General features: G+C 61.6%; 18 protein-coding genes and 1 riboswitch. Of the genes, 8 read left to right on the top strand and 10 right to left on the bottom strand.

Going from position 1 to position 26,563, the window contains the following annotated elements:
• The first annotated feature begins 16 nt into the window (after positions 1 to 16).
• Positions 17 to 2,656, top strand: a complete 2,640-nt coding sequence (locus RF819_RS17875; RefSeq protein WP_242473327.1) for a sensor domain-containing protein — start codon at positions 17 to 19, stop codon at positions 2,654 to 2,656.
• A 5-nt stretch (positions 2,657 to 2,661) separates the two neighbouring features.
• Here RF819_RS17875 and RF819_RS21550 read toward each other — a convergent pair whose 3' ends face one another.
• The 4 genes from RF819_RS21550 to RF819_RS17855 form a co-directional block, all read right to left on the bottom strand.
• Positions 2,662 to 5,862: an EAL domain-containing protein gene (locus tag RF819_RS21550; protein WP_078366219.1), complete on the bottom strand. Its 3,201-nt coding sequence runs from the start codon at positions 5,860 to 5,862 to the stop codon at positions 2,662 to 2,664.
• 55 nt (positions 5,863 to 5,917) lie between these two features.
• Positions 5,918 to 6,892 (bottom strand): tRNA glutamyl-Q(34) synthetase GluQRS, encoded by a 975-nt coding sequence (gene gluQRS, locus RF819_RS17865; protein ID WP_078366218.1) that lies wholly within the window; start codon positions 6,890 to 6,892, stop codon positions 5,918 to 5,920.
• A gap of 132 nt (positions 6,893 to 7,024) precedes the next feature.
• The gene (locus RF819_RS17860) at positions 7,025 to 8,080 is read right to left on the bottom strand and encodes an NAD(P)/FAD-dependent oxidoreductase (RefSeq protein ID WP_143541754.1); all 1,056 of its coding nucleotides are present in this window, start codon (positions 8,078 to 8,080) and stop codon (positions 7,025 to 7,027) included.
• Positions 8,081 to 8,163: 83 nt separating this feature from the next.
• Positions 8,164 to 9,099: a LysR family transcriptional regulator gene (locus RF819_RS17855; RefSeq protein WP_078367037.1), complete on the bottom strand. Its 936-nt coding sequence runs from the start codon at positions 9,097 to 9,099 to the stop codon at positions 8,164 to 8,166.
• A gap of 112 nt (positions 9,100 to 9,211) precedes the next feature.
• On the opposite strand from RF819_RS17855, the gene RF819_RS17850 reads away from it, so the two are divergent.
• From RF819_RS17850 to RF819_RS17830, 5 genes are all read left to right on the top strand, one after another.
• The gene (locus RF819_RS17850) at positions 9,212 to 9,913 is read left to right on the top strand and encodes a pirin family protein (protein WP_078366217.1); all 702 of its coding nucleotides are present in this window, start codon (positions 9,212 to 9,214) and stop codon (positions 9,911 to 9,913) included.
• 68 nt (positions 9,914 to 9,981) lie between these two features.
• Entirely contained in the window at positions 9,982 to 10,536 is a 555-nt protein-coding gene (locus RF819_RS17845; protein ID WP_078366216.1) for a flavodoxin family protein, read from the top strand.
• Positions 10,537 to 10,777: 241 nt separating this feature from the next.
• Positions 10,778 to 12,751, top strand: a complete 1,974-nt coding sequence (locus RF819_RS17840) for a TonB-dependent receptor plug domain-containing protein (RefSeq protein WP_078366215.1) — start codon at positions 10,778 to 10,780, stop codon at positions 12,749 to 12,751.
• Between the two features lie 9 nt (positions 12,752 to 12,760).
• A complete protein-coding gene (locus RF819_RS17835; RefSeq protein WP_078366214.1) occupies positions 12,761 to 13,720 on the top strand; it encodes an ABC transporter substrate-binding protein in 960 nt (319 codons plus the stop codon).
• The gene (locus RF819_RS17830; RefSeq protein WP_078366213.1) at positions 13,717 to 15,684 is read left to right on the top strand and encodes a hybrid sensor histidine kinase/response regulator; all 1,968 of its coding nucleotides are present in this window, start codon (positions 13,717 to 13,719) and stop codon (positions 15,682 to 15,684) included. Before RF819_RS17835 ends, RF819_RS17830 begins: the two co-directional genes overlap by 4 nt.
• On the opposite strand, the gene RF819_RS17825 is transcribed toward RF819_RS17830, so the two are convergent.
• Positions 15,651 to 16,304: a response regulator transcription factor gene (locus RF819_RS17825; RefSeq protein WP_244899930.1), complete on the bottom strand. Its 654-nt coding sequence runs from the start codon at positions 16,302 to 16,304 to the stop codon at positions 15,651 to 15,653. The genes RF819_RS17830 and RF819_RS17825 overlap by 34 nt on opposite strands.
• 35 nt (positions 16,305 to 16,339) lie before the next feature.
• Between RF819_RS17825 and dnaE the strand changes: the two genes are divergently transcribed.
• Both dnaE and thiC read left to right on the top strand, forming a co-directional pair.
• Positions 16,340 to 19,903 carry a DNA polymerase III subunit alpha gene (dnaE, locus tag RF819_RS17820; protein ID WP_078366212.1) on the top strand — a complete coding sequence of 1,188 codons (3,564 nt, stop codon included), beginning with the start codon at positions 16,340 to 16,342 and terminating at the stop codon, positions 19,901 to 19,903.
• 779 nt (positions 19,904 to 20,682) lie between these two features.
• Positions 20,683 to 20,792: riboswitch (TPP riboswitch) on the top strand.
• A gap of 85 nt (positions 20,793 to 20,877) precedes the next feature.
• The gene (thiC, locus tag RF819_RS17815; RefSeq protein WP_078366211.1) at positions 20,878 to 22,791 is read left to right on the top strand and encodes a phosphomethylpyrimidine synthase ThiC; all 1,914 of its coding nucleotides are present in this window, start codon (positions 20,878 to 20,880) and stop codon (positions 22,789 to 22,791) included.
• A gap of 53 nt (positions 22,792 to 22,844) precedes the next feature.
• Here the strand turns inward: thiC and tolA are convergent, their stop codons facing one another.
• Genes tolA through RF819_RS17790 form a run of 5 tightly spaced genes read right to left on the bottom strand, consistent with a single transcriptional unit; the run spans position 22,845 to position 26,553 of the window.
• On the bottom strand, positions 22,845 to 23,804 hold the full coding sequence (gene tolA, locus RF819_RS17810) for a cell envelope integrity protein TolA (RefSeq protein WP_078366210.1): 960 nt from the start codon (positions 23,802 to 23,804) through the stop codon (positions 22,845 to 22,847).
• Between the two features lie 10 nt (positions 23,805 to 23,814).
• Positions 23,815 to 24,234, bottom strand: a complete 420-nt coding sequence (locus tag RF819_RS17805) for a biopolymer transporter ExbD (protein WP_078366209.1) — start codon at positions 24,232 to 24,234, stop codon at positions 23,815 to 23,817.
• 11 nt (positions 24,235 to 24,245) lie between these two features.
• The gene (tolQ, locus tag RF819_RS17800) at positions 24,246 to 24,938 is read right to left on the bottom strand and encodes a protein TolQ (protein WP_078366208.1); all 693 of its coding nucleotides are present in this window, start codon (positions 24,936 to 24,938) and stop codon (positions 24,246 to 24,248) included.
• Complete coding sequence (gene ybgC, locus RF819_RS17795; RefSeq protein WP_078366207.1) at positions 24,935 to 25,372, bottom strand: tol-pal system-associated acyl-CoA thioesterase; 438 nt, start codon at positions 25,370 to 25,372, stop codon at positions 24,935 to 24,937. Before ybgC ends, tolQ begins: the two co-directional genes overlap by 4 nt.
• Complete coding sequence (locus tag RF819_RS17790; RefSeq protein WP_078366206.1) at positions 25,369 to 26,553, bottom strand: pyridoxal phosphate-dependent aminotransferase; 1,185 nt, start codon at positions 26,551 to 26,553, stop codon at positions 25,369 to 25,371. Before RF819_RS17790 ends, ybgC begins: the two co-directional genes overlap by 4 nt.
• Positions 26,554 to 26,563: the final 10 nt, after the last annotated feature.

The following is a 26,563-nucleotide window of genomic DNA, read 5'->3' as shown; positions in this document are numbered from 1 at the left end:
CATCGGACCCCCACCTATGTCAGACAACCCTGCGCTTTCTGCCCATGCCTCGATGCCCGAGGCGGGTGCTGAGCGTCGTCTGCGGGCGATTCTGGACGCCTTGCCCGACTTGTTGTTTGAGGTGGATCTGGCGGGGCGGTATCTGGACTACCACTCGCCGCGCACCGACTTGCTGGCCGTGCCGGCAGATGTTTTTATTGGCAAGACGCTGCATGAACTCATGCCCCATGCCACCGCTGACCACTGCCTGGCCGCGCTGCAGGAGGCCAATACCAAGGGTTTCTCGCAGGGTTGCCGGATTGAGTTGCAATTGCCCAGCGGCTTGGCTTGGTTTGAACTCTCGATTGCGCGCAAAGACAATGGGCCGGGACAGGCCGAGAGCTTTATCGTGCTGTCGCGTGACGTCACCCAGCATGTTCTGGCAGAACGCAAGTTGCAGCGGCTGACCCAGCTCTACGCCGCCTTGAGCCAGTGCAACCAGGCCATTGTGCGATGCAAAAGTGAGGCCGAGCTGTTCCCGGTCATCTGCGCCGATGCGGTGAAGTTTGGTGGCATGAAGCTGGCCTGGATCGGTGTGCTGGACGCCGCCACCGGGGTGATCAAGCCGGTGACCTGGGTGGGTGAAGGATCCGACTCCCTGAGTGGCTTGGTCATTGACACCAGCACCGACGCCAGCCAGGGTCTGGGGCCCTCTGACCGGGCCTTGCGTGCTGGTGAACCCTACTGGTTTCAGGATTTTGCCAATGACCCGACCGCCCAGGTCTGTCACAACCGGGCCAGAACTTATGGTTGGGGCGCTGCCGCGTCCTTGCCGCTGCATCGTCGTGGCCAGTTGGCGGGCCTGCTGACGGTGTATGCCGGTGAGGTCAACGCGTTTGATGAGGCGGCCCGCTCGCTGTTGCTGGAAATGGCGATGGACATCAGCTTTGCGCTGGACCGTTTTGCCGATGAGGCGGATCGCTTGCGCGCACAAGCCAGCCTGAGGGAGAGTGAGGAGCGTTATCGCAAGGCGTTTCACACCAGTCCCGATGCGGTCAACATCACGCGCCGCTCAGATGGGTTGTACATTGATGTCAACCAGGGTTTTGAGCGCACCACGGGCTGGACGGCTGCTGATGTGGCGGGCAAAACCTCGCTGGAACTCAACATCTGGCGTTATGCCGAAGACCGCCAACGTATGGTGGATGCGCTGCACCGCGACGGCCAATGTCACAACCTCGAAGCCGACTTCTGTCGCAAGGACGGCACCGTGTTGACGGGGCTGATGTCGGCCACCCTGGTGCGTTTGGACGATGTTGACTGTGTGCTGTCGATCACCCGCGACATCACCGACAAAAAACGTGCGGACGAACGCATCACCCAACTGGCGCATTTTGACCAGCTCACCGGCTTGCCCAACCGCAGCCAGCTGCAGGCACGATTCGACTTTGCCCACCAGTTGGCGCAGCGCAGTGGTGAGGGCCTGGCGCTGATGTTTCTGGACCTGGACCACTTCAAAAATGTCAACGACACCCTGGGTCACAGCATGGGCGACCGCCTGCTGGTGCAGGTGGCCCAGCGCCTGAGCAGCGCACTGCGTGCCGGGGACACCTTGTCGCGCATGGGCGGAGATGAGTTCATCCTGTTGTTGCCTGCGGTCAACGAGGAAGATGCCAGCCAGATTGCGATGAAGCTGCTGGCTGTGATGCACGAGCCGTTCAAGATGGACACCTACGAACTGGTCAGCACCCTGTCGATTGGTATCGCCCTGTACCCGTATGACGGGCTGGACTTCGAGACCTTGTCCAAAAACGCCGACACCGCGATGTACCGCGTCAAGCAGGCCAGTCACAACAACTTTGCTTTTTTCACCCAGGAGATGCAGACCCACTCGGCACGCCACCTGCAGCTCAACAACGCCATGCATTTCGCCCTGGCGCGTGGCGAATTGTCTCTGCATTACCAGCCGCAGTTTTCGCTGCAGGACGGCCACATCGTGGGCGCCGAGGCCTTGCTGCGCTGGCAGCACCCGGAGATGGGCAGTTTGTCGCCCGCAGAATTCATCCCGATTGCCGAGGACAACGGCCAGATTCTGGCCATTGGTGAATGGGTGCTGCGTACCGCAGTAACGCAGCTTAAGCATTGGATTGATGGCGGCATGGCGCCGATGGTGGTGGCGGTGAACCTGTCGGCGGTGCAATTTCGCCACCCCAATTTACTGACGATGGTGACGCAGATTCTGGACGAGGTCGGTTTGCCACCCCAGTACCTGGAACTGGAGCTGACCGAGGCCATGGCCATGGACAACCCAATGGCAGCCATCGCGCTGATGAACCAGTTGCACGAGCGCGGCATCCGCATGGCGATTGACGACTTTGGCACCGGTTACTCGTCTTTGAGTTACCTGAAGAAGTTCAATGTGTCCAAACTCAAGATCGACCAGAGTTTTGTGCGTGACATCAGCGACGGCCAGGATGACAAGGCGATCGTCACCGCCATCATCAACCTGGCCGCCAGCCTTAACCTCAAGACCATTGCCGAAGGGGTTGAGTCTGCCAGTCAGCTGGCCTTTTTGCGCCTGCAGGGCTGTGATGAGGCGCAGGGGTATTACTTCAGCAAGCCTTTGCCAGTGGCGGCTTTTGAGGCGTTTGTCCAGGCCCAGCAGCCTGTGTCGTGAGCCGTTTAGCCTAACCAACCCAGGTCGGGGTGCCAGCCCTCGACCCAGTTCAGCACCGCGTCGGCAGGCATCGGGCGGGCGATGCCATAACCTTGGGCCAGATCACAACCCACCCGCAGCAGCAGGCGGCAGTGGGCGGCGGTTTCTGCGCCTTCGGCCACGGCCTCGCGGCCAAAGGCACGGGCCAGGCCCAGCACCCCTTCCACGATGGCGCGGTCTTCCGGGTCATCGAGCATGTCGCGCACAAAACTCTGGTCGATTTTTAACACCTGGGCAGGCAGGCGTTTCAGGTAGGTCAGGCTGGAGTAACCGGTGCCAAAATCATCGAGCGCAAAACGGACTCCCATCGCCGCACATTCGCGGATGACAGCGGCCACCGCATCGATTTCGTCCAGCGCGGTGGTCTCCAGCACTTCCAGCTCTAGCGTGCCGTGGGGCATCTCGGGGTGCTCGGCCAAACACTGCTTGAGCCGGTCGACAAAATCGGGCTGCTGCAAGTGCTGGGCCGAAATGTTCACACTGACCGCCAGGCTCAGCCCGAGCGTAGCCCAGGCCTGGGCCTGGGCCAGCGCTGTTGTCAGCACCCACTCTCCGAGCGCCACACTGAGCGCATGACCTTCGATGTCGGGCAAAAAGACGCCCGGTGCCAGCAGCCCACGCTCAGGGTGTTGCCAGCGGATCAGGGCTTCAAGACCGACCACCTTGCCGCTGCGCAGGTTGACTTTGGGCTGGTAATGCAGCACAAATTCCTGCTGGTCCAAGGCCTGCTGCAGGCGATCCAGCGTGTCGTTGCGGGCGCGCAAATGGCGGTCGTGTTCGGCATCAAACAGGTGGTAGCGGTTTTTGCCTGCCAGTTTGGCGTTGTACATGGCCTGGTCAGCCTGGCGCAACAACTGGTCGGCGTTGGTATCCTCGGCCTGCGGGTAAAAGCTCACACCGATGCTGGCGGAGACCTTGAGCATCAGGCCGTCCACTTCGGTCGGGCGCGAGGCCACTTCCAGCAAGCGCTGGATCAATGCCACGCTGTCCTGCACGTCGACCAGGTCGACAAACACCGCAACAAACTCGTCACCCCCGAGCCGGGCGATGGTGTCGCCCTCTCGCATCATGGCCTTGAATTGGCTGGCAATGCTGGTGAGCAACAGATCACCCATGGTGTGGCCATGCTGGTCGTTGATGGTTTTGAAGCCGTCCAGGTCCAGGTAGGCGACAGCCACCTGCCGACCGCGGCGTTTGCCCTGGGCCATGGCCTGTTGCATGCGGTCCGCCAGCAGCACCCGGTTGGGCAGGCTGGTGAGCGGATCGTAGTGGGCGATGCGCTCCAGATACTGCTGGTGCTCCTTCTGGAAACTGATGTCGGTGTAGCTGCCCACGATACGCACTGCCCGGCCTTGGGCATCACGCGTCACCACCCGCCCGCGGTCTTGCACCCAGATGACTTTGCCGTCCTTGCGGACCAGGCGGTGCTCGGAGTGGTAGTCGTTGCTGCTGCCGTTGACCAGCTCGTTGATGCGCTTCTTGACCGCTTCCAGGTCCTCAGGGTGGATCAGTGTGACAAACGCTTCCGAGGTGGGGGGGATCTCGTGTTCGGCGTAGAGCAGGGTGGCATACCACTGGCGGTTGTGGACGACGTGGTTGCTGGGCAGATGCCAGTCCCAGATGCCCTCGCGTGTGGTTTCCATCACATGTTGCAGACGCTGTTCACTCTCGGCCACCTGGCGTTGGGCGCGCACCAGGTCGGTGATGTCCTGGCCCAGCACCAGCACTTGGTCGTGGCCATCGACATCTTTGAGTGGCTTCTTGATGGTGCGCAGGTGACGCACCTCGCCGGTGAGGGCGTCGCGGCTGTCTTCCATCACCACCTGGGTGGTGCCGGTGGCAATGATGGCCTGGGTGCTGGCCCGGAAAAAAGCCGCCATCTCCGGGCTGACGCCGAAATCCTCATCGTGTTTGCCCACCATGGCCTCAGGCGTGGTGTGGTAGAGCCGGGCGACAGCCTGGTTGCACAACAGGAAGTTGCCGCGCTGGTCCTTGAGCACCAGCGCATCAGGAAGTTCATCGATGATGGTGCGCAGAAAAGACACGCTGGCGCGCAGCTCGCGTGTGGCCCGGTTGCGCTCGGAGATGTCGATGTCAATGCAGTACATCTCGGGTTCACCCGCCGCGCTGTGCAGCATGACATGGCTGGAGAACACCTCCACCGGCTGCTTGTCGCGGCCTTGGAGTGTCAGCTCGGCCGAGCCGATGGCCGGGCCGCCGTGGGTCCAGGCGTCGACAAAACCAATCACCGCCTCACGCATGGGCTCGGGAATGATCAGGTCTTCAAGCCGACGGCCCAGCGCCTGTTCGCGGGTGTAGCCATACAGCTGCTCACTGGCTCGGTTCCAGTAAATCACCTGGCGTTGCCGGTTGTAGCCTTGTACCGAGATCGAGGGCAGTTCCTCAAAAATGGTTCTGAAGCGGTGTTCACTCTCGGACAGCGCGTCTTTGGTCAGTTTGAGTTCGGTGATGTCTCGGGCCACACCAAACAGGCCGATGATCTCGCCCTGGGCATTGGTGATCGGGTACTTGCGGTTATCCACCCAGCCGGTGCGGCCATCACGGGTGGGAATGGCCTGCACCTCGTGGGCAACCGGCAAACCGGCAAACACCTGCTTTTCCAGGCGGTAATAGACATCGGCAAAGGCCTCTGGGAACACGTCGTAATCGGTTTTGCCGATCAGGTCACGCCAGTGCTCGGACGGGTCGGTGATGCCCACCAAGGTCTGGCTGGCACCGGTGAAGACGTGGTTGCGGTCTTTGAAGTAGATGAAGTCATCGGTGTTCTCCATCATGGCCACAAAGTTGGGCATCAAACGCCGGGCGTTGTGCTGGTAGAGCGTGCGGGCATCGGCAAGCTGCACCTGCAGCGCCACCGGCATGTGCTCCGGCTGGCGCCGGTAGCGCAGTCGGCAACAGCGAATGCGGCCGTCCGCATGGCGCAGGCGGATGTTGAGGCTGCCATGGGGTGGGCCAGCAGCCTCTGTGAACAGCTGTTCGGCCACATCCTGGTCGTCCGGGTGGATCAGATCGGTCCAGCTGACGGTACCGTCCAAGAAGTCCCGCGCAGGCACACCCAGCAGCGTCAGGATGGGCTCGCTGGCCGTGACAAGCTGTGGTGTGGGCCCGCAAGCAAACCCGATTGAGGCTTCCAGGTGGTGTGTCATGCTGGTGTGTGCTCCCGCTTCATTATGGGCACACCAGCGGGTTTTGAGAAGTCTGTTAGCGGGGTGGCGCGCTGGGCCACTGGGCCACCCAGGCCGCCAGCGCCTCGGCCAGGGAGCCTGTCTGTGGCAGCAGACCCAGCGTCTGGGCTGCCTGGTTGAGCGCGGCCAGAGGTTGCTGCAGGTCCAGCGCGGCGGCGCCGTTTTGTTTGGAGAGTTTCTCGCCATTGGCGCCCAGCACCAGCGGGGTGTGCAGGTAGCGCGGTGTGGGCAGGCCCAGGGCGTGCTGGAGCAAAATTTGCCGGGCGGTGTTGTCAACCAGATCCGCGCCCCGCACCACGTCGGTGATGCCTTGTGCCGCATCGTCCACCACAACCGCGAGCTGGTAGGCAAAACAGCCGTCAGCACGTTTCAGCACAAAGTCACCCACCACCGTGGCCACGTCCTGCTGCTGTGGGCCCAGGCGGCGATCCAGCCACTCGGTGGGCCCCAGCAGGGCTTGGGTGCAGAGGTCGGGTTGGTGTGGGGATACTATTGAATCAGTAGCTGCATCCCCTTTTTTAATAAGGGCTAGGGGCACATTTTTTATATATATGTCGGTGCGCAGGCGCCAGGCCCCGGTGGTGGCGCTGCGTGGCGCAGAGCGGCAGGTGCCGGGGTAGACCAGTTCACCATGGCGTGCTTTGCCTGTGCCGTGTTGGGCCAGCACCGCCTCAATCTGTTTGCGGGTGCAACTGCACCGGTAGGCCAGACCACGTTGCACCAGGACCTGCAAGGCCTGCTGGTAGAGCCCGCTACGCTGCGATTGGTATTGGGGCGGCTGATCCGGAACTAGCCCACACTGGTTGAGCTGCTGCAAGATGAATTCGCCCAGACCGGGTAGGCAACGGCTGCTGTCCACATCTTCGATACGCAGCAGCCAGCGCCCGCCGTGGGCGCGTGCATCGAGCCAGCTGGCCAGGGCCGCCACCAATGATCCAGCGTGCAAGGGACCGGTGGGTGAGGGGGCAAAGCGACCGGTGTAGAGACTCATGGTTGGCACGGTGAGCAGTGGCTTTGGGGCGACACCCGCAGTGCGGGCGCAGCCCTCAAACGGGTGCTATGGGCCACAAGAGCAGCGATGGCCAGCCCGTCTGAGGCCTGGCCCATGTGCTCTGTTGGCTGCTTAGACGACGGCGAGTGCCAGTTCCAGCCCGGAGACAAAGGCGTTTTCCACCCGGTAACCCTGGCACCAGTCGCCGCACAGGCCCAAGCCCAGTTCGGCATTGAACAAGTGGCTCTGGCCCAGGGTCTGGCGGGTTTTGGCGTACAGCCAGCGCTGGCTGTCCACCAGCGCGGGTTCGGCGTGGATGCCGGTGACTTCGCCAAAGGCCTTGAGCAGCTTGGCCTGCACCCGCACCGGGTCATCCTGCAGATGTTCCTGTGACCAGTCGGCGCTGGCCTGTACCGTCCAGCGTTCAATCGGGCTGCGTCCGGGTTTGCTCGATTCACGGGCCAGCCAGGCAATGCGGTGGTGTTTGCTGCGCGCTGCGCTCCACTGCGGTCCCAGTGTCGACAGATCGGGTTGCATGGCCTGGGGGAAGGCCAGCATCAGCGTCCAGCAGGGTGCCATGTCAACCCCGTCGAGCAAGGGCAGCCAGGACTCGGCCAACTTCGAAGTTTGTAGCAGACTCTGCGCTTGGGGGCTGGGGATAGCCAACAAAACAGCGTTAAATCCGGAGTACACATGGCGCGCGTCATCGGGACCTTCGGTACGCAGTTGCCAGGCCCCGGGTTTGAGGGCATCGGGCTCGATCAGGGTGACGCGGGTGTGCAGCTCGATCTGGCTCGGCCCCTTGATGTCCTCAGCCCAGCCCGTTACCAGGGACGACATGCCCGGCACGCCCACCCAATGTGCCTCGCTGGTCGGCGCGCTGGGGGTGCTGATCTGGCCAGCTTCGTCAATCACCTGGACCGTGTTGGCGCTCCAGCGTTTGACCAGCCGGGGTGAGGTTTCCAGCGCCATGACAAAACGCGGGTCGCGCGCGGTGAAGTACTGGGCGCCGTGGTCAAACGAGCCAAATGCGCTGTCTCGGGTGGCCATGCGGCCACCCAGGCCGCCGCTTTTTTCGAACAAGGTCACGGTGTGGCCCGCTTGCACCAAGGTGCGTGCGCAGGTCACGCCCGCCATACCGGCGCCGATGATGGCGATGTGTTGGCGCATGCGAGGGGATTTGTTCATGTGGTTTGCTCCAGAGGTAAAAGAGTGTGGGCGTGGTGATGTTGTTGTGAAGGGCAAGTTGTCTCCCGCCGCTGTGACCGACTTTACACGCCCCGGTGCCGCTGCAGCAAAGCCGCGCGGGTGGTGGCACTGCCCAGCACGTCCAGCCACCACTGCAGCGCCCGCCCGGGCGTGCTGCTGCTGGCGCGCCAGGCGTAGTTGAGGCTGACGACTCGGGTGGCGCGCACCGTGCTGCGCGTCACCAGCCGCCCGGTGGCGAGGTGGTCCACCACCATCGATTCGGGCAGAAAGCCGCAGCCCAGACCGCGGATGTGGGCGTCGAGTTTGTCCTGCATGGTGGCCACGGTCAGCACGTCCTGGCCACCGAGCAGTCCGAACGTCATGCCACGACCCCGGCTGATGGTGTCGGCCACTGCAATGGCACGGTGTTGGCGCAGCTCTTCATCACACAGCGGTTCGGTGGCGTCGGCCAGCGGGTGGTGTGGTGCCACCACAAACACAAAACGCACCTCACCGAGCAAATGGCTGTGCAGTGCGGCGTTCTGTGTCAAGTCGGCCACACCCAGAGCCAGGTCGGCCTGGCCGCTGGTCAGTGCTTCCAGGGTGCCCGAGAGTGTTTCGTCGCGCAGGCGGATGCGGGTAGGTGGCGCGCCTTCCAGAAAGCGCTCACACAGTTCCATCACCGTGGCCTTGGCGATGATGGCGTCCACCGCAATGGTGAACTGCGGCTCCCAGCCGGTGGCCACACGTTTGACGCGGTTGGCCACCGCATCAATCTCCTGCAGCAGGCGTTCACCCTCGCGCAACAGTTCCAGTCCGGCCTGGGTGGCCACCGCCTGGCGCGAGCTGCGGTCAAACAGCAGCACATCCAGCGCGTCTTCCATCTGGCGGACCCGGTAAGTCAAGGCACTGGGCACCATGCCCAAGGCCCGCGCGGCGGCCGCAAAACTGCCGGTATCGGCAATGGTTTGCAGCATGGCGAGCGCGTCAGGGGTCAATACCTTGCGTGCGGTTTGCATGGTCGACATTCTTTTATTCGAAACATTTGAATGATGCCATCAAAACCTCAGGGAGATCGCAGAGGTGTGCCCGGCTAAAGTGGCCATTGTCCTATTCACACAAGGAGTCACCTTGATCCAACTCAGACCTTCGCAAGAACGCGGTTTTGCCGACCACGGCTGGCTCAAGTCGTTCCACAGTTTTTCCTTTGCTGGCTACTTCGACCCGGCACACATGGGTTGGGGCAATTTGCGGGTGATCAACGAGGACCGCGTTGCACCTGGCAAGGGCTTTGGCACCCATGGCCACCGCGACATGGAGATCGTGTCGTATGTGATGTCGGGGGCCTTGGCCCACAAGGACAGCATGGGCAATGTGCAGACCATCCGGCCCGGCGAGGTGCAGCGCATGAGTGCGGGTAGCGGTGTGCAGCACAGCGAGTACAACCACGCAGCGGACGAGACCACCCATTTCCTGCAAATCTGGATCCTGCCCAATGTGCAAGGCATCGAACCGGGCTACGAGCAAAAAACCTTTGAGACCGAGCGCAAGCAGGGCCGCCTGTGCCTGGTGGCCTCACCGGACGGTGCCCAGGGTTCTGTCAGCCTGCACGCTGACGCACGCCTGTATGCAGGTTTGTTCGAAACCGGGCAAACTGCCGATCTGGCCTTGGACATACAACGCAAGGCCTATGTGTTTCTGGTGCGCGGCGAGCTGCAAGTCAATGGCCTCGCGCTGCAGGCAGGCGACGCCGCATTGCTGGACGGGGAGCCGCAGCTCACCCTGTCGGGCGGTGTGGGTGCCGAGGTGCTGGTGTTTGATCTGTCGGCCTGATGAAGCCGTGCACCGGGTCGTTTTGAACAGTGTCAGTTGTTTCTTTTTAACCTCATCAGGAGTTTTTCATGGCCAAAGTTGCAGTTGTTTTCCATTCCGGCTACGGCCACACCCTGCGCATGGCGCAATCGGTGGCTGACGGCGCCGCCGCCGAGCTGGTGGCGATTGACGCTGACGGCAACGTGTCCGAAGCTGGCTGGGCCACATTGAACGCGGCCGACGCCATCATCTTTGGCAGCCCCACTTACATGGGCTCGGTGAGCTGGCAGTTCAAGAAATTTGCCGATGCCACCAGCAAGCCCTGGTTTGGCCAGGCCTGGAAAGACAAGGTGTTTGCCGGTTTCACCAACAGTGCCACCATGAACGGCGACAAGTTGTCCACCTTGCACTATCTGTTCACCCTGGCCATGCAACACAGCGGTATCTGGGTGGGCACCGGCATGATGCCCAGCAACAGCAAGGCGGCGCAGCGCAACGACCTCAACTATGTCGGCTCGTTCAGTGGCGCCATGGCGCAGTCACCGTCGGACGCATCACCCGCCGAGATGCTGCCTGGTGATCTGGAAACCGCGCGGCTGTTTGGCCAGCGTGTGGCGGCTGTTGCTGCCAAGTTCAGCGCCTGATCAAAGCTGATGTTGATCGGGCCCAGCGTGGCCGGGCTTTTTGTCAGGTGTGGGCGCCAGGTTTTTGAGGTTTGTATGACGTTTTTGCCTTTGGCCCTTATGGGTAAAGGGCTGATAGCTACAGACTGAGTAGCATTTTTCGGCTTTGACACGGTCCTGAGGCCGGTGAAGACAGGTGTCAGCGGGGGGTGAGCGGGGCAGGGCAAAATCGGTACAAAACAATCAGTACCACTGGCCAGCCATGCGACCTGCTTTCCCCGCTTTTCACCCCCTCTCTTCACTTTTGTTTCCGGCTGCCCTGTTGACCGGCGGATTGCTCGTGGGCAGCCTGTCGCAGGCCCAGGTGGTCGCTTCGGTGTCTGAAAAAGACTTTCTGTCAGACATGCCGATCGTGTTGAGTGTGTCGCGCCTGCCGCAGCGGCTGGACGAAACACCCGGCGCTGTGACGATTCTGGATCGCGACATGATCCGCAACTCTGGCGCGCGCGATGTGGCCGATTTGCTGCGTCTGGTGCCGGGTTTTCAGGTCAGCAACGCGTTCGAGAGTGTGGCACCGTTGGTCAGCTACCACGGCGCGTTTGGCGACTACTCGAATCGATTGGAGTTGCAAATTGACGGGCGTTCGGCCTATTCCCCTTATTTCATTGGCAGCATCGGTCCGGGTTTGCAGTCGGTGGCACTCGAAGACATCGAACGCATCGAAGTGTTGCGCGGTTCCAACTCGGCGTCTTATGGCGCACGCGCGATTTTGGGTGTGATCAACATCGTGACACGCGATACCGCCAACACGCTGGGCGTGCAGGGCGCGATCACCGTGGGTGACAACGGCATCCGTGACACCCAGGCACGTCTTGGCTGGGGCGATTGGCGTGGCACTTTTCGCCTGACGGCAGACACCCGTGAGGACGATGGCCTGGCTGGTGCCAATGGCCAGAACCGAGTCTCGCGCATCAACTTTCGCTCGGACATCCGCGCCAATGGCAGCGATGAAGTGCAAGTCCGCTTGGGCGCCCTGAAGATTGATTCTGGCCGGGGTACGGCGGGCAACATCGGTGACCCCTTGCGCCCGTTTGCCTTTGAGTCATCCTATGCCCAACTCGACTACAAACGTATTCTGAATGCGAATGAAGATGTGGCGCTCAAGCTCTCGCACACGCAGGAGCGTTACACCGATGTGTTCCCCGTCTATTTGCGACAGTGGAAACCAGTTTTTGCTGCCAATGACTTTATACCAGTCAGTGCCAATGGCACGGCCAGCAGTGACGTGGTGACCGTGCAGCACACGCTGCGCAACAGTGATGTCGTGCGCTTGGTGTGGGGTGGTGAGTTGCGCAGTGAGCGAATTCAGTCGCAGGCGCTCTACAACACGCAAAGTGTGTTTGTGAACGACTTTACCCGGCTGTTTGGTAATGTCGAGTGGTGCGTCGCCAAGAACTGGTTATTCAACATCGGTGCGCTGGCCGAGCACAGCAGTGACACCGGTGACACTGTGGCGCCCCGCCTGATGCTCAACTGGCACCTGACCCCAGGGCACACCTTGCGGGCTGGCATCTCCAAAGCCTACCGCCCGCCGAGCAACTTCGAGAGTTATGCAGATGTTCGGTACTTCTGGCATGGCCTGCAGCTTCTCCAGACCGCCCATGGCAGCAGCCAACTGCGCGCCGAGGAGCTTGTGAGCAAGGAGCTGGGGTATTTGGGAGAGTTTCCGGATTGGCGCATGGCGCTGGATGCTCGGCTGTTTGACGAAAAGATCGACAATTTCATGCGCATCACGAACCAGGCGCCCAAGACTTATCTCAATGATGAGGATTTTGCGATTCGGGGCTTCGAATACCAGCTCAGATGGCAGCCTTGGCAAGGTGCACAGGTCGTGCTGAGCCAGACCCGTACCAACATCACAACCGTCCAGCCCGGTGACGCACTGGCTGCGCCGAAATTGGCCAGCACCATCAGCTATGTCCACAGCTTGCCCGGCCAGGTCACATTGACGCTGGCACGCACCGACAGCAGCCGATGGGCGTCTTTTGGCGGCAATGAAGATGATGCACAGGCCACTCGCCGCACTGACTTGCGCCTGGCCAAAGGCCTGCGCTGGGGCACGCGCCGTGGCGAGGTAGCCCTGGTAGTGCAAAACATGGGGTCGGCCTACCGGGACTACCAGAAAGAATTTTTGTTCCAGAAACAGGCCTACCTGACTTTGCGACTGGACGACTGAGCCCCGCTGATGTCTATAACGCTGCGCTCGCTGTTGGTGACCTTGACGCTTGGCGTCTTGGGGACAGGGGTGTGGGCGCAAGCGTCAAGCCAGCCGTCGCGGGTGGTCATTGTCAGCAGCGACAGTGCCCCGGCCTACACCCAAACTGCCGAGGCGCTGACTGACCATCTGGTTCGCCAAGGCATTGCCCGGACCGATATAGCGCAGTCCTTGGCCGCTGATCTGGCTGTGCGACTCAAGTCGGGCCAGCCACCCCGGCCCACGGTGTATGTGGCGCTGGGCAGCGAGGCCACACAACTGCTGGTGGCTGCGGGCACCCAGACGCCGGTCTTGAGCGCCCTGATCCCGCGCAGCAGTTTTGAGCGCATTGTGCGCAGCCAGGGCAAGACGGTCTCTGCCCGCTTGAGTGCGATTTACCTGGACCAGCCCCTGGCCCGCCAGTTGGCACTGGTTCGGTTGGCCTTGCCGCAAGTCAGGCGCCTGGGTGTCCTGTGGGGTAGCGAGTCAGCAGATCGGGCGACAGGGTTGAGACCGCTGGTGGCCGCTAACGGCCTCGATCTGCAAGAGACGATGGTCACCCAGCCCGACGATTTGCCTTTGGCTCTGGCCCAGGTGTTGGCTGGCAGTGATGTGCTGTTGGCTTTGGCAGACCCGGCAATTTACAACAGCAACACCCTTCAAAACATTCTGATGTCGAGTTTTCGTGCACGTGTTCCCCTTGTCGCTTTTTCGCCGGCCTATGTGCGTGCAGGCGCGGTATTGGCGCTCTACACCACACCCTTGCAGGCGGGCCAGCAAGCGGCCGAGCTGGTGCTGGGGGTGTTGCGTGGCAAGCCCCTGCCAGACCATGTGCTGGAGCCCAATGATTTTGAAGTGGGTGTGAATGCCCAGGTGGCACATGTGTTGGACCTGACACTTGACGCACAGGCACTGCGTTTGGCCTTGCGACGTCTGGAGCGACTCCCATGAAGAAGACACTTGATATCCGCAGTCGCATGTTGTTGGCGGCCCTGCTGCCGTTGGCCCTGATCAGCATCTTGTTGGCCACGGTGTTCCTGCTGGCCCGTTTTGGTGACATGCAAGCGGCCTATGACCAGCGCAACCGTGCGGTGGTGCGTCAGGCGGCTGTAGCCAGTGAATATGGCCTGTTTTCGGGCAATGTGTCGCAATTGCAGGCGTTGGCCGTGGGCGCTTTGCAAGAGACCGATGTACGCTGGGTGGGCATTCTGAACACCAAGGGCCAGCTGCTGGCCAGCACGGGCCAGGCCGACCAGGCTTTTTCTTCACCGATGAGTGCGCTTGAAATGCAGGGGTTTGCACCGGACAGGCGGCTGGATTGGCTGGCACAGCCGGTGTTTCCAAGCACCGTGGCGATCGACGATCTGTTCGAAAAAAGTGGGGTGCAAAAGTCTTCGTCACCGGTGCAACTCGGCCAGGTGGTGATGGTGTTTTCGCGCCAGAGTGTGGACACCCGCAAACACGATTTGTTGCTCTCGGGCGGGGTGGTGGGTCTCTTGAGTTTGTTGTTTGGCATGGCTTTGGCGGTGCTTTTGAGCCGGGGGGTGATCCGCCCGATCACCCGCATCACCCAGTTGGTCGAGCGTATTGGCCAGGGTGATTTTGCGGCGGTGGACAAGCTCTGCGACCCGGCTTTTGCACGCGATCCGTTGCAGGACTTGCAGCGTCATATCCACCTGATGGCCAAACGCCTGTCAGAGGCTCGGTTTGAGCTGGAGCAGCAGGTCGAGCTGGCCACCCAAGCCCTGCGCGAAAAAAAGGAGGAGGCGGAACAGGCGAATGTGGCCAAGTCACGGTTTCTGGCTGCGGCCAGTCATGACCTGCGCCAGCCCACCCATGCGCTGGGCTTGTTTGTGTCACGCCTGGCGCAGTTGCCGCATGACCGGCAAACGGGTGAGCTGATTGGCAACCTGGACGCTTCGGTACGTGCGATGCAGAACCTACTGGACGGTTTGTTGGACATCTCCCGTCTGGAGGCCGGTGCGGTACAGGTGGACAGACGACCATTTGCCCTGTCTGGCCTGTTTGACCAGTTGCAGCAGGCATTGAGTGCCGAGGCCGCCGACAAAGGTCTGCGCTTGCGGGTCCGGCCCACCCCGTTGTGGGTGATGAGTGATGCCACCCTGATTTACCGCGTGTTGCTCAATCTGACAGGCAATGCCTTGCGTTACACCGAGCGTGGTGGTGTGCTGGTGGCCGCCCGCCAGCTGGCCTCGGGCCGGGTTGAGCTGCAAGTGTGGGACAGCGGCGTTGGCATTGCGCCGGAACACCAACAGGCGGTGTTTGCCGAGTTCTACCAAGTGGGCAATGCTGCGCGGGACCGCACCAAGGGCTTGGGTCTGGGGCTCAACATTGTCCAGCGTACGGTCAATTTGCTGGATCACCCTCTGACCATGAGGTCGCTGCCTGGCAGAGGCACGCGGTTTACCCTGAATTTGCCGTCTGCTGCTGGCCCGCAGGCCCTGGAGGTAGAAGTCACCAAAGACAAAGTTGTGCCTGATGATGTGCGTGACCGTTGTGCGCTGGTGGTGGAGGACGATGCCCTGGCCCGCAGCGCCCTGGTGGGTTTGCTGGTCAGTTGGGGCATGCGCGTGGCGCAGGCACGTGGTGCGTCGGACGCAATAGAGTGTCTGGCCCAGGGTTTGGTGCCCGATGTGATTGTGAGTGACTACCGCTTGCAAGAGGGGCACAACGGCATGCAGTTGGTGCAAGGCTTGCGCCAGCGCCTTGGTACCGCCACACCGGCCTGTCTGATGAGTGGGGACACCGATCCCGGGCTGATTCAGGCGGCGCAGGCGGCGGGCCTGACGCTGCTGCACAAACCCGTGCGCCCGGCCAAGTTACGCAGCCTGCTGCGCCACCTGTTGATGGAGCAAGCGGATCAGCGGGAGGTGACAGGCGCCGACTTGTCGTAACCCCAACGGCCGGCCTCCAAAGCCGCCTGGGTACGGGTCTTGACACCAAAACCCCGCAGGATGCTGCTGACGTGATTTTTGACGGTTTCATCTGACAGCGACAACTGCTCGCTGATGTCGCGGTTGCTGCAGCCACCCAGCAACAACTGCAGCACTTCCTGCTGGCGTGGTGTGAAGACCGGTGCCTTGATTTCGGCACAGGCCGGGGCTGCTTGGTGCGCCGACCTGAATTCCAGCGGTGAATAGACCTCGCCACGCAGTACCTGACGCAGCGCATGTAACAACTCATCACTCAGACCGGACTTGGTGACGAACCCGGCCGCACCTTGGGCCAGGACCCGTTGTGCGATGCTGGGGTTGGCCGAGCCCGACAGGATCACGACCGGCAGCTCCGGATGGCGCTCACCAAAAATGGCCAGGGCGGCCAGGCCGTTCATGTCGGGCAGGTGGTAGTCCAGCAGCACCAGGTCCAGGTCGGGGTGGGCGGCGGCGAGCACAAAAGCACGGGTGCAGTCGGCGGCTTCGAACACCTCGGTGGTCTCTTGAGGTGACAAACCCTGCAGCACCTGGCACAGGCCCGCACGCACCAGCGCATGATCATCCACCACCAGAATCTTCACCTTGACCGCCTTGCTGCTTTCCTACAATGCAGGTTATGTTTGTTCACTTGCGCCTACACACCGAATTTTCCGTCATTGACGGCACCAACCGGATCGACGAGATTGTCAAATCTGCCGCTTCGGACCAACAACCGGCCTTGGCCATCACCGACCTCAGCAACCTGTTTGGTGCGGTCAAATTTTACAAAGAAGGGCGCAAGCGCGGCGTCAAACCGATCATCGGCGCTGAAATATGGCTCGAAGGCCTGGGCAAAGAGGCCACCCAGCTGTCCCGGGTGTTGCTTTTGGTGCAAAACCATGCCGGTTACCTGAACCTGTCCGAGCTGTTGGCACGCGCCTGGACCCAAAACGGCACAAAAACCCAGGCCAGCATCAGCCTGGCTTGGCTCAATGAACTCAACGGCGGGCTGATTTGCCTCTCAGGTGCGCAGGCTGGGCCCATCGGCCAAGCGCTGTTGCAGGGGGACGAAGAGCGCGCGTTTGACGCGGCCATGCAGCTGGCCAACGTGTTCCCGCACCGTTTTTACCTGGAGCTGCAACGCGCCGGGCGAGCGGAAGACGAGCCACAGGTGGCCGCCGCGGTGCAGCTGGCGCAACGTATGCAGCTGCCGGTGGTGGCCACCCACCCGATCCAGTTTGCCGCGCCCGAAGACTTTGAGGCCCATGAAGCCCGGGTTTGTATTGCCGAGGGCGAAATTCTGGCCAACCCGCGCCGGGTGCGCCGTTTCACCCGTGAGCAGCACTTCAAAACCGCGGCACAGATGGCCGAACTGTTTGCCGATGTGCCCAGTGCGCTGGCCAACAGTGTCGAGATTGCCAGACGCTGCAACCTGAGCCTGGTGCTGGGCAAGCCGCAGCTGCCAGACTTTCCCATTCCACCGGTCAACGGTGTGGTGATGGGCGCTGACGAGTACTTCCGCTACGCCTCGCATGAGGGGCTGAAAGTTCGGATGGCGCACCTGTACCCCGACCCGGTGAAACGCGAGGCCGAGATGCCGCGTTATGTGGAACGCCTCGAGTTCGAGCTGGTCACCATCCTCAAAATGGGCTTCCCAGGTTACTTTTTGATCGTGGGTGACTTCATCAACTGGGCCAAAAACAATGGTTGCCCGGTGGGGCCCGGGCGGGGTTCCGGCGCTGGTTCTCTGGTGGCCTACGCGCTCAAGATCACCGATCTGGACCCGCTGCAATACAACCTGCTGTTCGAACGTTTCCTGAACCCCGAGCGGGTGTCGATGCCCGACTTTGACATCGACTTCTGCCAGGGCAACCGCGACCGCGTGATCGACTATGTCAAGGACAAATACGGCAAGGACGCGGTGAGCCAGATTGCCACCTTTGGCACCATGGCCGCCCGCGCGGCGATCCGCGACGTGGGCCGTGTGCTGGACATGAGTTACACCTTTTGTGATGGCATCAGCAAACTGATCCCGAACAAGCCCGGGGTCGCCGTCACCCTGCAATTGCCGCCGCCAGACCGACCCAAAGACGACAAGATGGTCTACGCCTCCGAGGCGGAGCCGATTCTGGCCGAGCGCGAGGCCAAGGAAGAAGACGTGCGCACGCTCTTGGAGCTGGCGCGCAAGCTGGAAGGCATGACCCGCAACATCGGCATGCACGCCGGGGGCGTGCTGATTGCGCCGGGCAAACTCACCGACTTCTGCCCGCTCTACCAGCAGCCCGGCAGCGAATCGGCGGTGAGCCAGTACGACAAAAACGACGTTGAGGCGGTGGGCCTGGTCAAGTTCGACTTTTTGGGTCTGGCCACGTTGACCATTCTGGAGATTGCGCGCGAGTTCATCGTCAAACGCCACAAGGGTCAGGAAAACTTTGCGTTTGAGAACCTGCCACTCGACGACAAACCCACCTACAGGCTGTTTCAAGAGGGCAAGACTGAAGCGGTGTTCCAGTTTGAAAGTCGCGGCATGCAGGGCATGTTGCGTGACGCCAAACCGACCCGGCTGGAAGACCTGATTGCACTCAATGCGCTCTATCGCCCCGGCCCGATGGACCTGATCCCGAGCTTTGTGGCGCGTAAACATGGGCGCGAGGTGGTCGAGTACCCGCACCCGCTGGTGGCCAACATGTTGTCTGAGACCTACGGCATCATGGTCTACCAGGAGCAGGTGATGCAGACCGCGCAGATCCTGGGCGGCTACTCACTCGGTGGCGCCGACATGTTGCGCCGCGCCATGGGTAAAAAAGACGCGGCAGAAATGGCCAAACACCGCCAGATCTTCCGCGATGGTGCCGCCAAAAACGACATCAGCCAGGACAAGGCTGACGAAGTGTTTGACTTGATGGAAAAGTTTGCCGGTTACGGCTTCAACAAGTCGCACGCTGCCGCTTACTCCCTGCTGGCCTACCACACGGCCTGGCTCAAGGTGCACTACACCGCCGAGTTCTTCTGCGCCAACATGACGGTGGAAATGGACGACACCGACAAGCTCAAGGTCTTGCTGGAAGACGCCATCAAGATGGGTCTGAGTTTTGAGCCGCCGGATGTGAACCGCGGTGTCAGCCGGTTTGAGCCGGTGTCGGACAAAGTCATCCGTTACGGCCTGAGCGCCGTCAAGGGCAGCGGCCAACAAGCGATTGAAGCCATTGTGGCGGCACGCGAGGGCCGAGGTGTGGGGCCGCTGGGTGACACCTGTGGCCCGTTCAAGAGCCTGTTTGACTTCTGCGCCCGGGTGGACCGCAGCCGCATCAACAAACGCACGGTCGAGGCGCTGATCAAGGCCGGGGCCTTTGATGCGATCCACCTCAACCGCGCCAGCTTGCTGGCCAGTGTGGACCTGGCCTTTGAGTTTGGCGCCGCCACCCTGGCCAACGCCAACCAGTGCAGCCTGTTTGACATTGGGGGCCCCGATGAGCTGGGCTCCAGCACCCAGGAGCCCGAACTGGTTCAGGCCACACCCTGGGGGATCAAAGAGCGTCTCACCTTTGAGAAAACCGCCGTCGGCTTTTATCTGTCAGGCCATTTGTTTGACGAGGTGGCCGACGAGGTGCGCCGTTTTGCGCGGCGCGCCATCGACGACCTGATCGATACCCGCGAGCCACAGCTGCTCGCAGGTATCGTCACTGATTTCCGCATCATCAACGGCCAGCGCGGCAAGCTGGCGTTGTTCAAGCTCGACGACAAGTCGGGTGTGATCGAGGCACGCGCCGACGAGGCGCTGATCAACGCCCACAAAAACCTGCTCAAGGACGACGAACTCATCATTGTCATGGGCAAACAGCAGCCCGACCGCTTCTCGGGTGGCATGCAGCTCACCGTGACCCAGATCTGGGATCTGGAGCAGGCGCGCTGCCGTTTTGGCAAGTTCCTGCGGGTGACCCTGCCCAAGCAGGCGCAGGGCAGGGCGCCCGATGTGGCGCGGTTGATCAAGGACTACCCGGCGCAGCGAGAGCAAACCGAGCAGGGTGATCTGGTGCATGGACTGCAGGTGCGTATGGCTTTGACCTGCCAGAGCGACGAGGGCGCCGCTGCTGTGGAACTGAATCTTGGTGAACGCGCCCGTTTCTACCCGAGCAATGCCGCCCTGGCCAGCTGGTGGGCGCAGGTGGCACCTGGCACGGCAGATATAGTTTATGGGTGAAATTGGTATCTAGCCCTTATGGATAAAGGGCCTTTAACTATTTAATAGATAGCGTGTAACTTCGGCCCGATGTTTTGAGTTTCGTGCGGGCTGAGCGTGTAGAGGCCCAAACACTGAGCTCAGGGCGAACGGTGCAAGCGTCACGCAACGCGAGCTGCTTGTCCGGGTGGCAATTCAAAGCGAGGTGTTGGCGCAGACCGCCTGGCCGCCAACGTGCACTTTTGTGTTGCCTTGGATGTCTTGGGGAATGCGTCCAGGGCGTCGAACAAGCAGCAGCGATGCACGGCGCGGCGACTGGGTCAGGTGCATGCGGTTTTGGGGCGAAAGCACGCGCGGGGCTACGTAGCGGTATGCGAATACCCAGGACGCGCGCATTTCGCCCCAAAGCCCGGTCACCTGACTCAGCCACCACGCCTTAAGGGTTTCTGGAAGCCGTACGGGGTCAAGAAAGCCGGAAACTCCAGGTAATTCGGGGAGCACACAGATCTTTTCTGATAGCTGTCAACCCTTTTTTGATAAGGGTTTGAGGCTGTTTTTCAATCTCCCCCTCCCGTCAAACCTACACGGTTGAGACAGGGTGATTGGGTCAGGCGACCGGGCTTTGGGGCCAAAGGCGCGCGTCTCACCGTTTGGTGTACTGATCGACTCCGCCCGCGCGTGATTTGGCTCCAAAACCGCATGCGCCTGGCCCGGTCGCCCTGGCGCACCCAGAGAAGGTTTTCTATCAGCACACATCAGTTTGAAGCCCACCCCGCCTGACCAGGCTGCGTTTACACTGCACAGGCTTGTCGGGGCGCCAGAGACGAAAGTCGAGGCTGAGACCACTTCTGTGGAACCCGCTGAACCTGATCGGGGTCATGCCCGCGTAGGGAACAACGCAATTGGCATCGGTGCACCTTAGGGCGGCTCACAAGATCTTCCCAGGTTGACCCCGGCACTCCAGGCAGGCTTTTCTTGACCTACTGGAGACCGCCATGACACCCACCGTCGACACCACACAAATCACCCGCGGCATCACCCGCACCCCGTTTCCGGGTTCGTCCAAAATTTACCTGAGCGGTTCGCGCCCCGACATCCGGGTGCCGTTTCGCGAGGTGGCGCTTGGCGACACGCTGGTCAAGAGCGACCCGACACAGGGTGAACCCCGCCGCGTGCCCAATCCGCCCTTGCGCCTGCCCGATGCCTCTGGCCCCTATACCGACCCGGCGGTGGCCATTGACATCAGCCGTGGTCTGCCGCCGCTGCGCAGCGGCTGGATCGCCGAGCGGCAGGACACCGAGGCCTTGCCCGGCCTGAGCAGCCGTTACGGCCAGCAGCGCTTGGCTGAGCCCGCCTTGAGCACTTTGCGCCTGGTTCGCCAGACCAGCCCGCGCCGCGCCAAGGTGGGTGCCAACGTCACCCAGATGCACTACGCCCGCCGTGGTCTGATCACGCCGGAAATGGAATTTGTCGCCATCCGCGAGAACCTGGTGCGCGCCGAACTGGCCGAGCGCCTGGCCAGCGAACGCCTGCCGCGCCCCGGCCAGGCCTTTGGTGCGCTGATGAGCCAGCCGATGAGCCCGGAATTTGTGCGCGACGAGGTGGCGCGCGGGCGCGCCGTGATCCCGTGCAACATCAACCACCCCGAGTGTGAACCGATGGTGATTGGCCGCAATTTTCTGGTCAAGGTCAACGCCAACATCGGCAACTCTGCCACCACCTCCAGTGTGGAAGAAGAGGTGGACAAGCTGGTCTGGGCCATCCGCTGGGGCGCCGACACGGTTATGGACCTGTCCACCGGCGACAACATCCACGAAACCCGCGAGTGGATTCTGCGCAACGCGCCGGTGCCGATTGGCACCGTGCCGATTTACCAGGCACTGGAAAAGGTCAATGGCCGCGCCGAAGAACTGAACTGGGAGATTTTTCGCGACACGCTGATCGAGCAGGCCGAGCAGGGCGTGGACTACTTCACGATCCACGCCGGGGTGCGCCTGGCCTATGTGCCGCTCACCGCCAACCGCCTCACCGGCATCGTCTCGCGCGGCGGCGCCATCATGGCCAAGTGGTGCCTGGCGCACCACCGCGAGAGTTTCCTTTATGAGCACTTCGAGGACATCTGCGAGATCATGAAAGCCTACGATGTGAGTTTCTCGCTCGGTGACGGCCTGCGCCCCGGTTCCATTGCCGATGCCAATGACGAGGCGCAGTTTGCCGAGTTGCACACACTCGGTGAACTGACCCAGATTGCCTGGCGGCATGACGTGCAAGTGATGATCGAAGGCCCCGGCCATATGCCGCTGCAGATGGTCCAGGAGAACGTCGACAAACAACTCAGCGCGTGCTTTGAGGCGCCGTTCTACACCCTGGGGCCGTTGATCACCGATGTGTCACCCGGCTACGACCACCTCTCGTCGGCCATGGGCGCGGCCAACATCGGCTGGTACGGCACCGCGATGCTGTGTTACGTGACGCCGAAGGAGCACCTGGGCCTGCCCAACCGCGACGATGTCAAACAGGGCCTGATCGCCTACAAGATTGCCGCCCATGCGGCCGACCTGGCCAAGGGTTACCCCGGTGCGCAGATGTGGGACAACGCCATCTCCAAAGCGCGGTTTGAGTTCCGCTGGGAAGACCAGTTCCGCCTGGCGATTGATCCGGATACCGCGATGGCCTTCCACGACGAAACCTTGCCCAAAGAACACGCCAAAGTGGCGCATTTCTGCTCGATGTGCGGGCCCAAGTTCTGCTCGATGAAGATCTCGCAGGAGGTGCGGGAGTTTGCGCGTATCTCGGTGCCGTCTGCGCCCCAGGCCAGCGCCCCAGCACCCAGCGCCGAACAGCTGGGCTCGGCCCTGGCAGACAAGGCGACCGAGTTTCGCCAGGGTGGCCAGGAGATTTATGGATGAAATTGGCCTCTAGCCCTTATACATAAAGGGCTGGTAGCTATTTAAAAAGAATCCTAATCCTTGGGTCGGAACACCAGCAACAGGCTCGACGGCATGCTGCCGTCAATGTCGCGTGGCAACACTTCGGTCTTGTCGATGGCGCGGATGACCGCTTCATCCCAGTCTTTGACGCCACTGCTCTTGGTGATTTTGCGGCCAACAATGGTGCCGTCGGGTGCGGCACGCACCTCGACCTCCGTTGTTGGGTTGCCCTGGATGTCTTCGGTGAACACGATGTTGGGCTTGATCTTGGCACGGATGCGCCCGCCATAACTGGCCGATGGCCCGGATGATTTCATCGCACTGCCGGTGGCGTTGGCTCCGCCGCTGGCACCGGCCAGCCCTGTCATACGCTGCAGGTTCTTCTGGCGTTGGGCTTCAAGCTGTTTCCCGTCCAAAGCCGCCTGTTTCTTCTCCGCAGCAGTTTGCTGCGCCTTGGCTGCTTGTTCGGCCTTGAGCTTCTCTTGTTTGAGCTTGTCCTGCTTCAGCTTGTCTTGTTTAAGCTGTTCCTGCTTGAGTTGCTCTTGCTTGAGTTTGTCCTGTTTCAATTTCTCAAGCCGCGCTTTTTCCAGTTTGTCCAGGCGCTCTTTCTCGCGCAGTTTCTCCAGCTTGAGTTCTTCGAGGCGGGCCTGTTCTTTCTTCAGCCGCTGTTTTTCCTGCTCCAGCGCAATGTCCACTTTGGGCGGTGGTGGGGCAGGGGGCTCGACCACCGGGGCCGGTTTGGGCGGCGGCGCAGGTTGCGGTTCTGGCTCGGGTTCGGGTTCGGGCTCAACTGCCTGGGGCGCGGCCTCCACGGGTACGCTGGACCAGAGTTCCGCCTCGGCGCTGAGCACCGGGGTGTCGTGTTTCCAGCGCACACTCCAGGTCAGGCCAAGTAACAACAAGCCGTGTACCAGCAGCGCCAACACGAAGGCCCGCAGCATGCCGGGTGGTGAGGGCGGCGCAAACTCCAGGCGATCAGTCCCAACGTGCATGCTGACTCACTCAGTTGGCCAGTTGCACCGACAGGCCCACCCGTGCCACACCCGCGCGCTGCAGGCTGTCCATGACCTTGACCACGGTTTCGTACTTGACGTTTTTGTCAGCACTGATCACCACCGCCGGGTTCTGGGCACCGGCCTGCGCCTCTTTGACCACATTGGCCACTTCTTTGAGGCTGACCGAGCTGGTTTTGTCTTTCACCTTGAGTTCCAGCGACTCGTTTTTGCCAATCACAATCTGCACCACCTGGTCCGGTTGTTTGGCGGCTTTGCCGACACTGGGCAGGTCAATCATGCTGGGCGAAATCAGCGGTGCAGTCACCATGAAAATGATCAGGAGCACCAGCATCACGTCGATGAAGGGCACCATGTTGATCTCGTTGATGGTGCGGCGACCCCGGCCCCGGCTCACAACAGCTGGCATGTGTTGCTCCTTCAGTGGCTGACGCTAGACTGCGCGCCGACATTGCGTTGCAAGATGTTGGAAAACTCTTCAATGAAGGTTTCCAGCCGGATCGCAATGCGGTCGATGTCGCGCGCAAAACGGTTGTAGGCCACCACCGCCGGAATCGCGGCAAACAGACCGATGGCCGTGGCCACCAGGGCCTCGGCAATGCCGGGGGCGACGGTGGCCAGTGTCACCTGGGTCAGTGCGGCCAGGCCGGTGAAGGCATGCATGATGCCCCAGACCGTGCCAAACAGCCCGACATAGGGCGAGACCGAGCCGACCGAGGCCAGGAACGACAAATGGGTTTCCACCACGTCCATCTCGCGCTGCAGGCTGGCGCGCATGGCGCGGCGGGCGCCGTCCATCAGGGTGCCGGGATCGGTGATGCGGCGTTCACGCAGCTTCTGGTACTCACGCATGCCACTGGCAAAAATGCGTTCCATCGGGCCGGCGGTGCGGGCGTTTTGGGTGGCGGCGGCAAACAGGTCGTTGAGGCTGCTGCCCGACCAGAATTCGCGCTCGAACGTGTCGTTGAGGGCTTTGACCTTGCCGATGGAAAACAGCTTGCGAAAGATGGCGGCCCAGCTGGCAATCGAGATGCCCATCAGCAGCAGCATCACCATTTGCACCACCAGGCTGGCGTTGAGCACCATGGAGATGATCGAGAGGTCTTGGTTCATAACAACTTGTCCAGGATAACTTGGGGAATTCGGCTTGGTTTGCCCACCACACTGACCCAGCTGGCCCGTATGGTGGCTTCACACAGCAGCACCGGGCTGTCTGGCTGCTGCCGCCAAGCCTGCTGGTGGATTGTCAGTGACGCACGACCGGCTTCTGTGAGTGATGTTGTAAGCAAAAGTTCATCGTCGAGCCGTGCACTTTTGAGATAACGCACCTGGGCATCACTGACCACAAACATGCCGCCGGTTGCTTCGCGCAAGGCCTGCTGGTGGATGCCTCGGGCACGCAACCACTCGGTGCGGCCGCGCTCAAAAAACTTGAGGTAGTTGGCGTAGTAGACGATGCCACCAGCGTCGGTGTCTTCCCAGTACACCCGCACGGTCCAGGTAAAGGGCGACGTCGCCGTCGCAGAGGGCTGTTGCGGCGCTGTCATGCCAGTAGGGTGCGCAGTCGGCCAATCGCCTCTTGCAGTTGTGGCAGCGCGTTGGCGGTGGAGAAACGGATGAACTGCCCGGTGTCGGCATGACCAAAGTCACGCCCCGGCGTCACCGCCACGCGTGCCTTGTTCATGAGTTCAAACGCCAGATCCCAACTGTCTTTGACACCCAGTTTGGCGCAGGCCGCCGTGCAGTCGGCCCAGGCGTAAAACGCGCCGTCCGGGGGCACCGGCACCGTCAGGCCCAGACGGTTGAGTTCGGGCAGGAAGTAGTCGCGCCGGGCCTTGAATTCGGCACGGCGGCGTTCGTATTCACGCAGGCTGTCGTCCTCAAAACAGGCCAGCGCGGCGTGTTGGGCGATGGTGCTGGGGCAGATGAACAGGTTTTGCGCCAGCCGCTCGACCACCGGCACCACATCCTCGGGCACCACCAGCCAGCCCAGGCGCCAGCCGGTCATGTTGAAGTATTTGGAGAAGCTGTTGATGCTGATGATCTGCTCATCGAGCGCGAGCGCGGTCTGGCCAAACTCGGCCTCAAAACTCAGGCCCAGGTAAATCTCGTCAATGATGGAAATGCCGCCATGCCCTTGTACCACCTCATGAATACGCTTCATTTCTAATAGCGATATGGAGGTGCCGGTGGGGTTGGAGGGGGAGGCCAGCAAAACACCGCGTGTCTGCTTGTTCCAGGCCGCAGCGACTTTGTCGGCACTGAGCTGGAAGCGCTCGGCCGCCGTGGTCGGGATCAACACCGCGGTGCCGTCGGCAGCCGACACAAAATGCCGGTTACACGGGTAACTCGGGTCGGGCATCAACAGCTCGTCACCCGGGTTGATCAGCGCCAGGCAGGCCAGCTGCAGCGCAGCCGAGGCCCCGGCGGTGACCACAATCCGGCTCGCAGGTACATCCACCGCAAAACGCTGTTGGTACCAGTGGCTGATGCGCGCGCGTAATTCGGGCAGGCCGGTGGCCGGGGTGTATTGCGACAAACCGCTCTGAATGGCGCGGACAGCAGCTTCTTGCACCAGCGGTGGTGCGGTGAAATCGGGCTCGCCGATGTTCAGGTAGATCATGGCGGGGTCAGACGGAGCTGCGCTGGCAGCGAGTGCCTGCGCGGCCTTGGCCACCTCCATCACATAAAACGGCTCAATGCGCTGGGCGCGCCCGGAGACTTGCATCTTGTGTGTG

This window comes from Rhodoferax fermentans, assembly GCF_002017865.1.
Classification (GTDB): domain Bacteria; phylum Pseudomonadota; class Gammaproteobacteria; order Burkholderiales; family Burkholderiaceae_C; genus Rhodoferax; species Rhodoferax fermentans.
The sequence above is the reverse complement of the archived record's forward strand: the minus strand, read 5'-3'. Positions and strand labels throughout refer to the sequence as shown.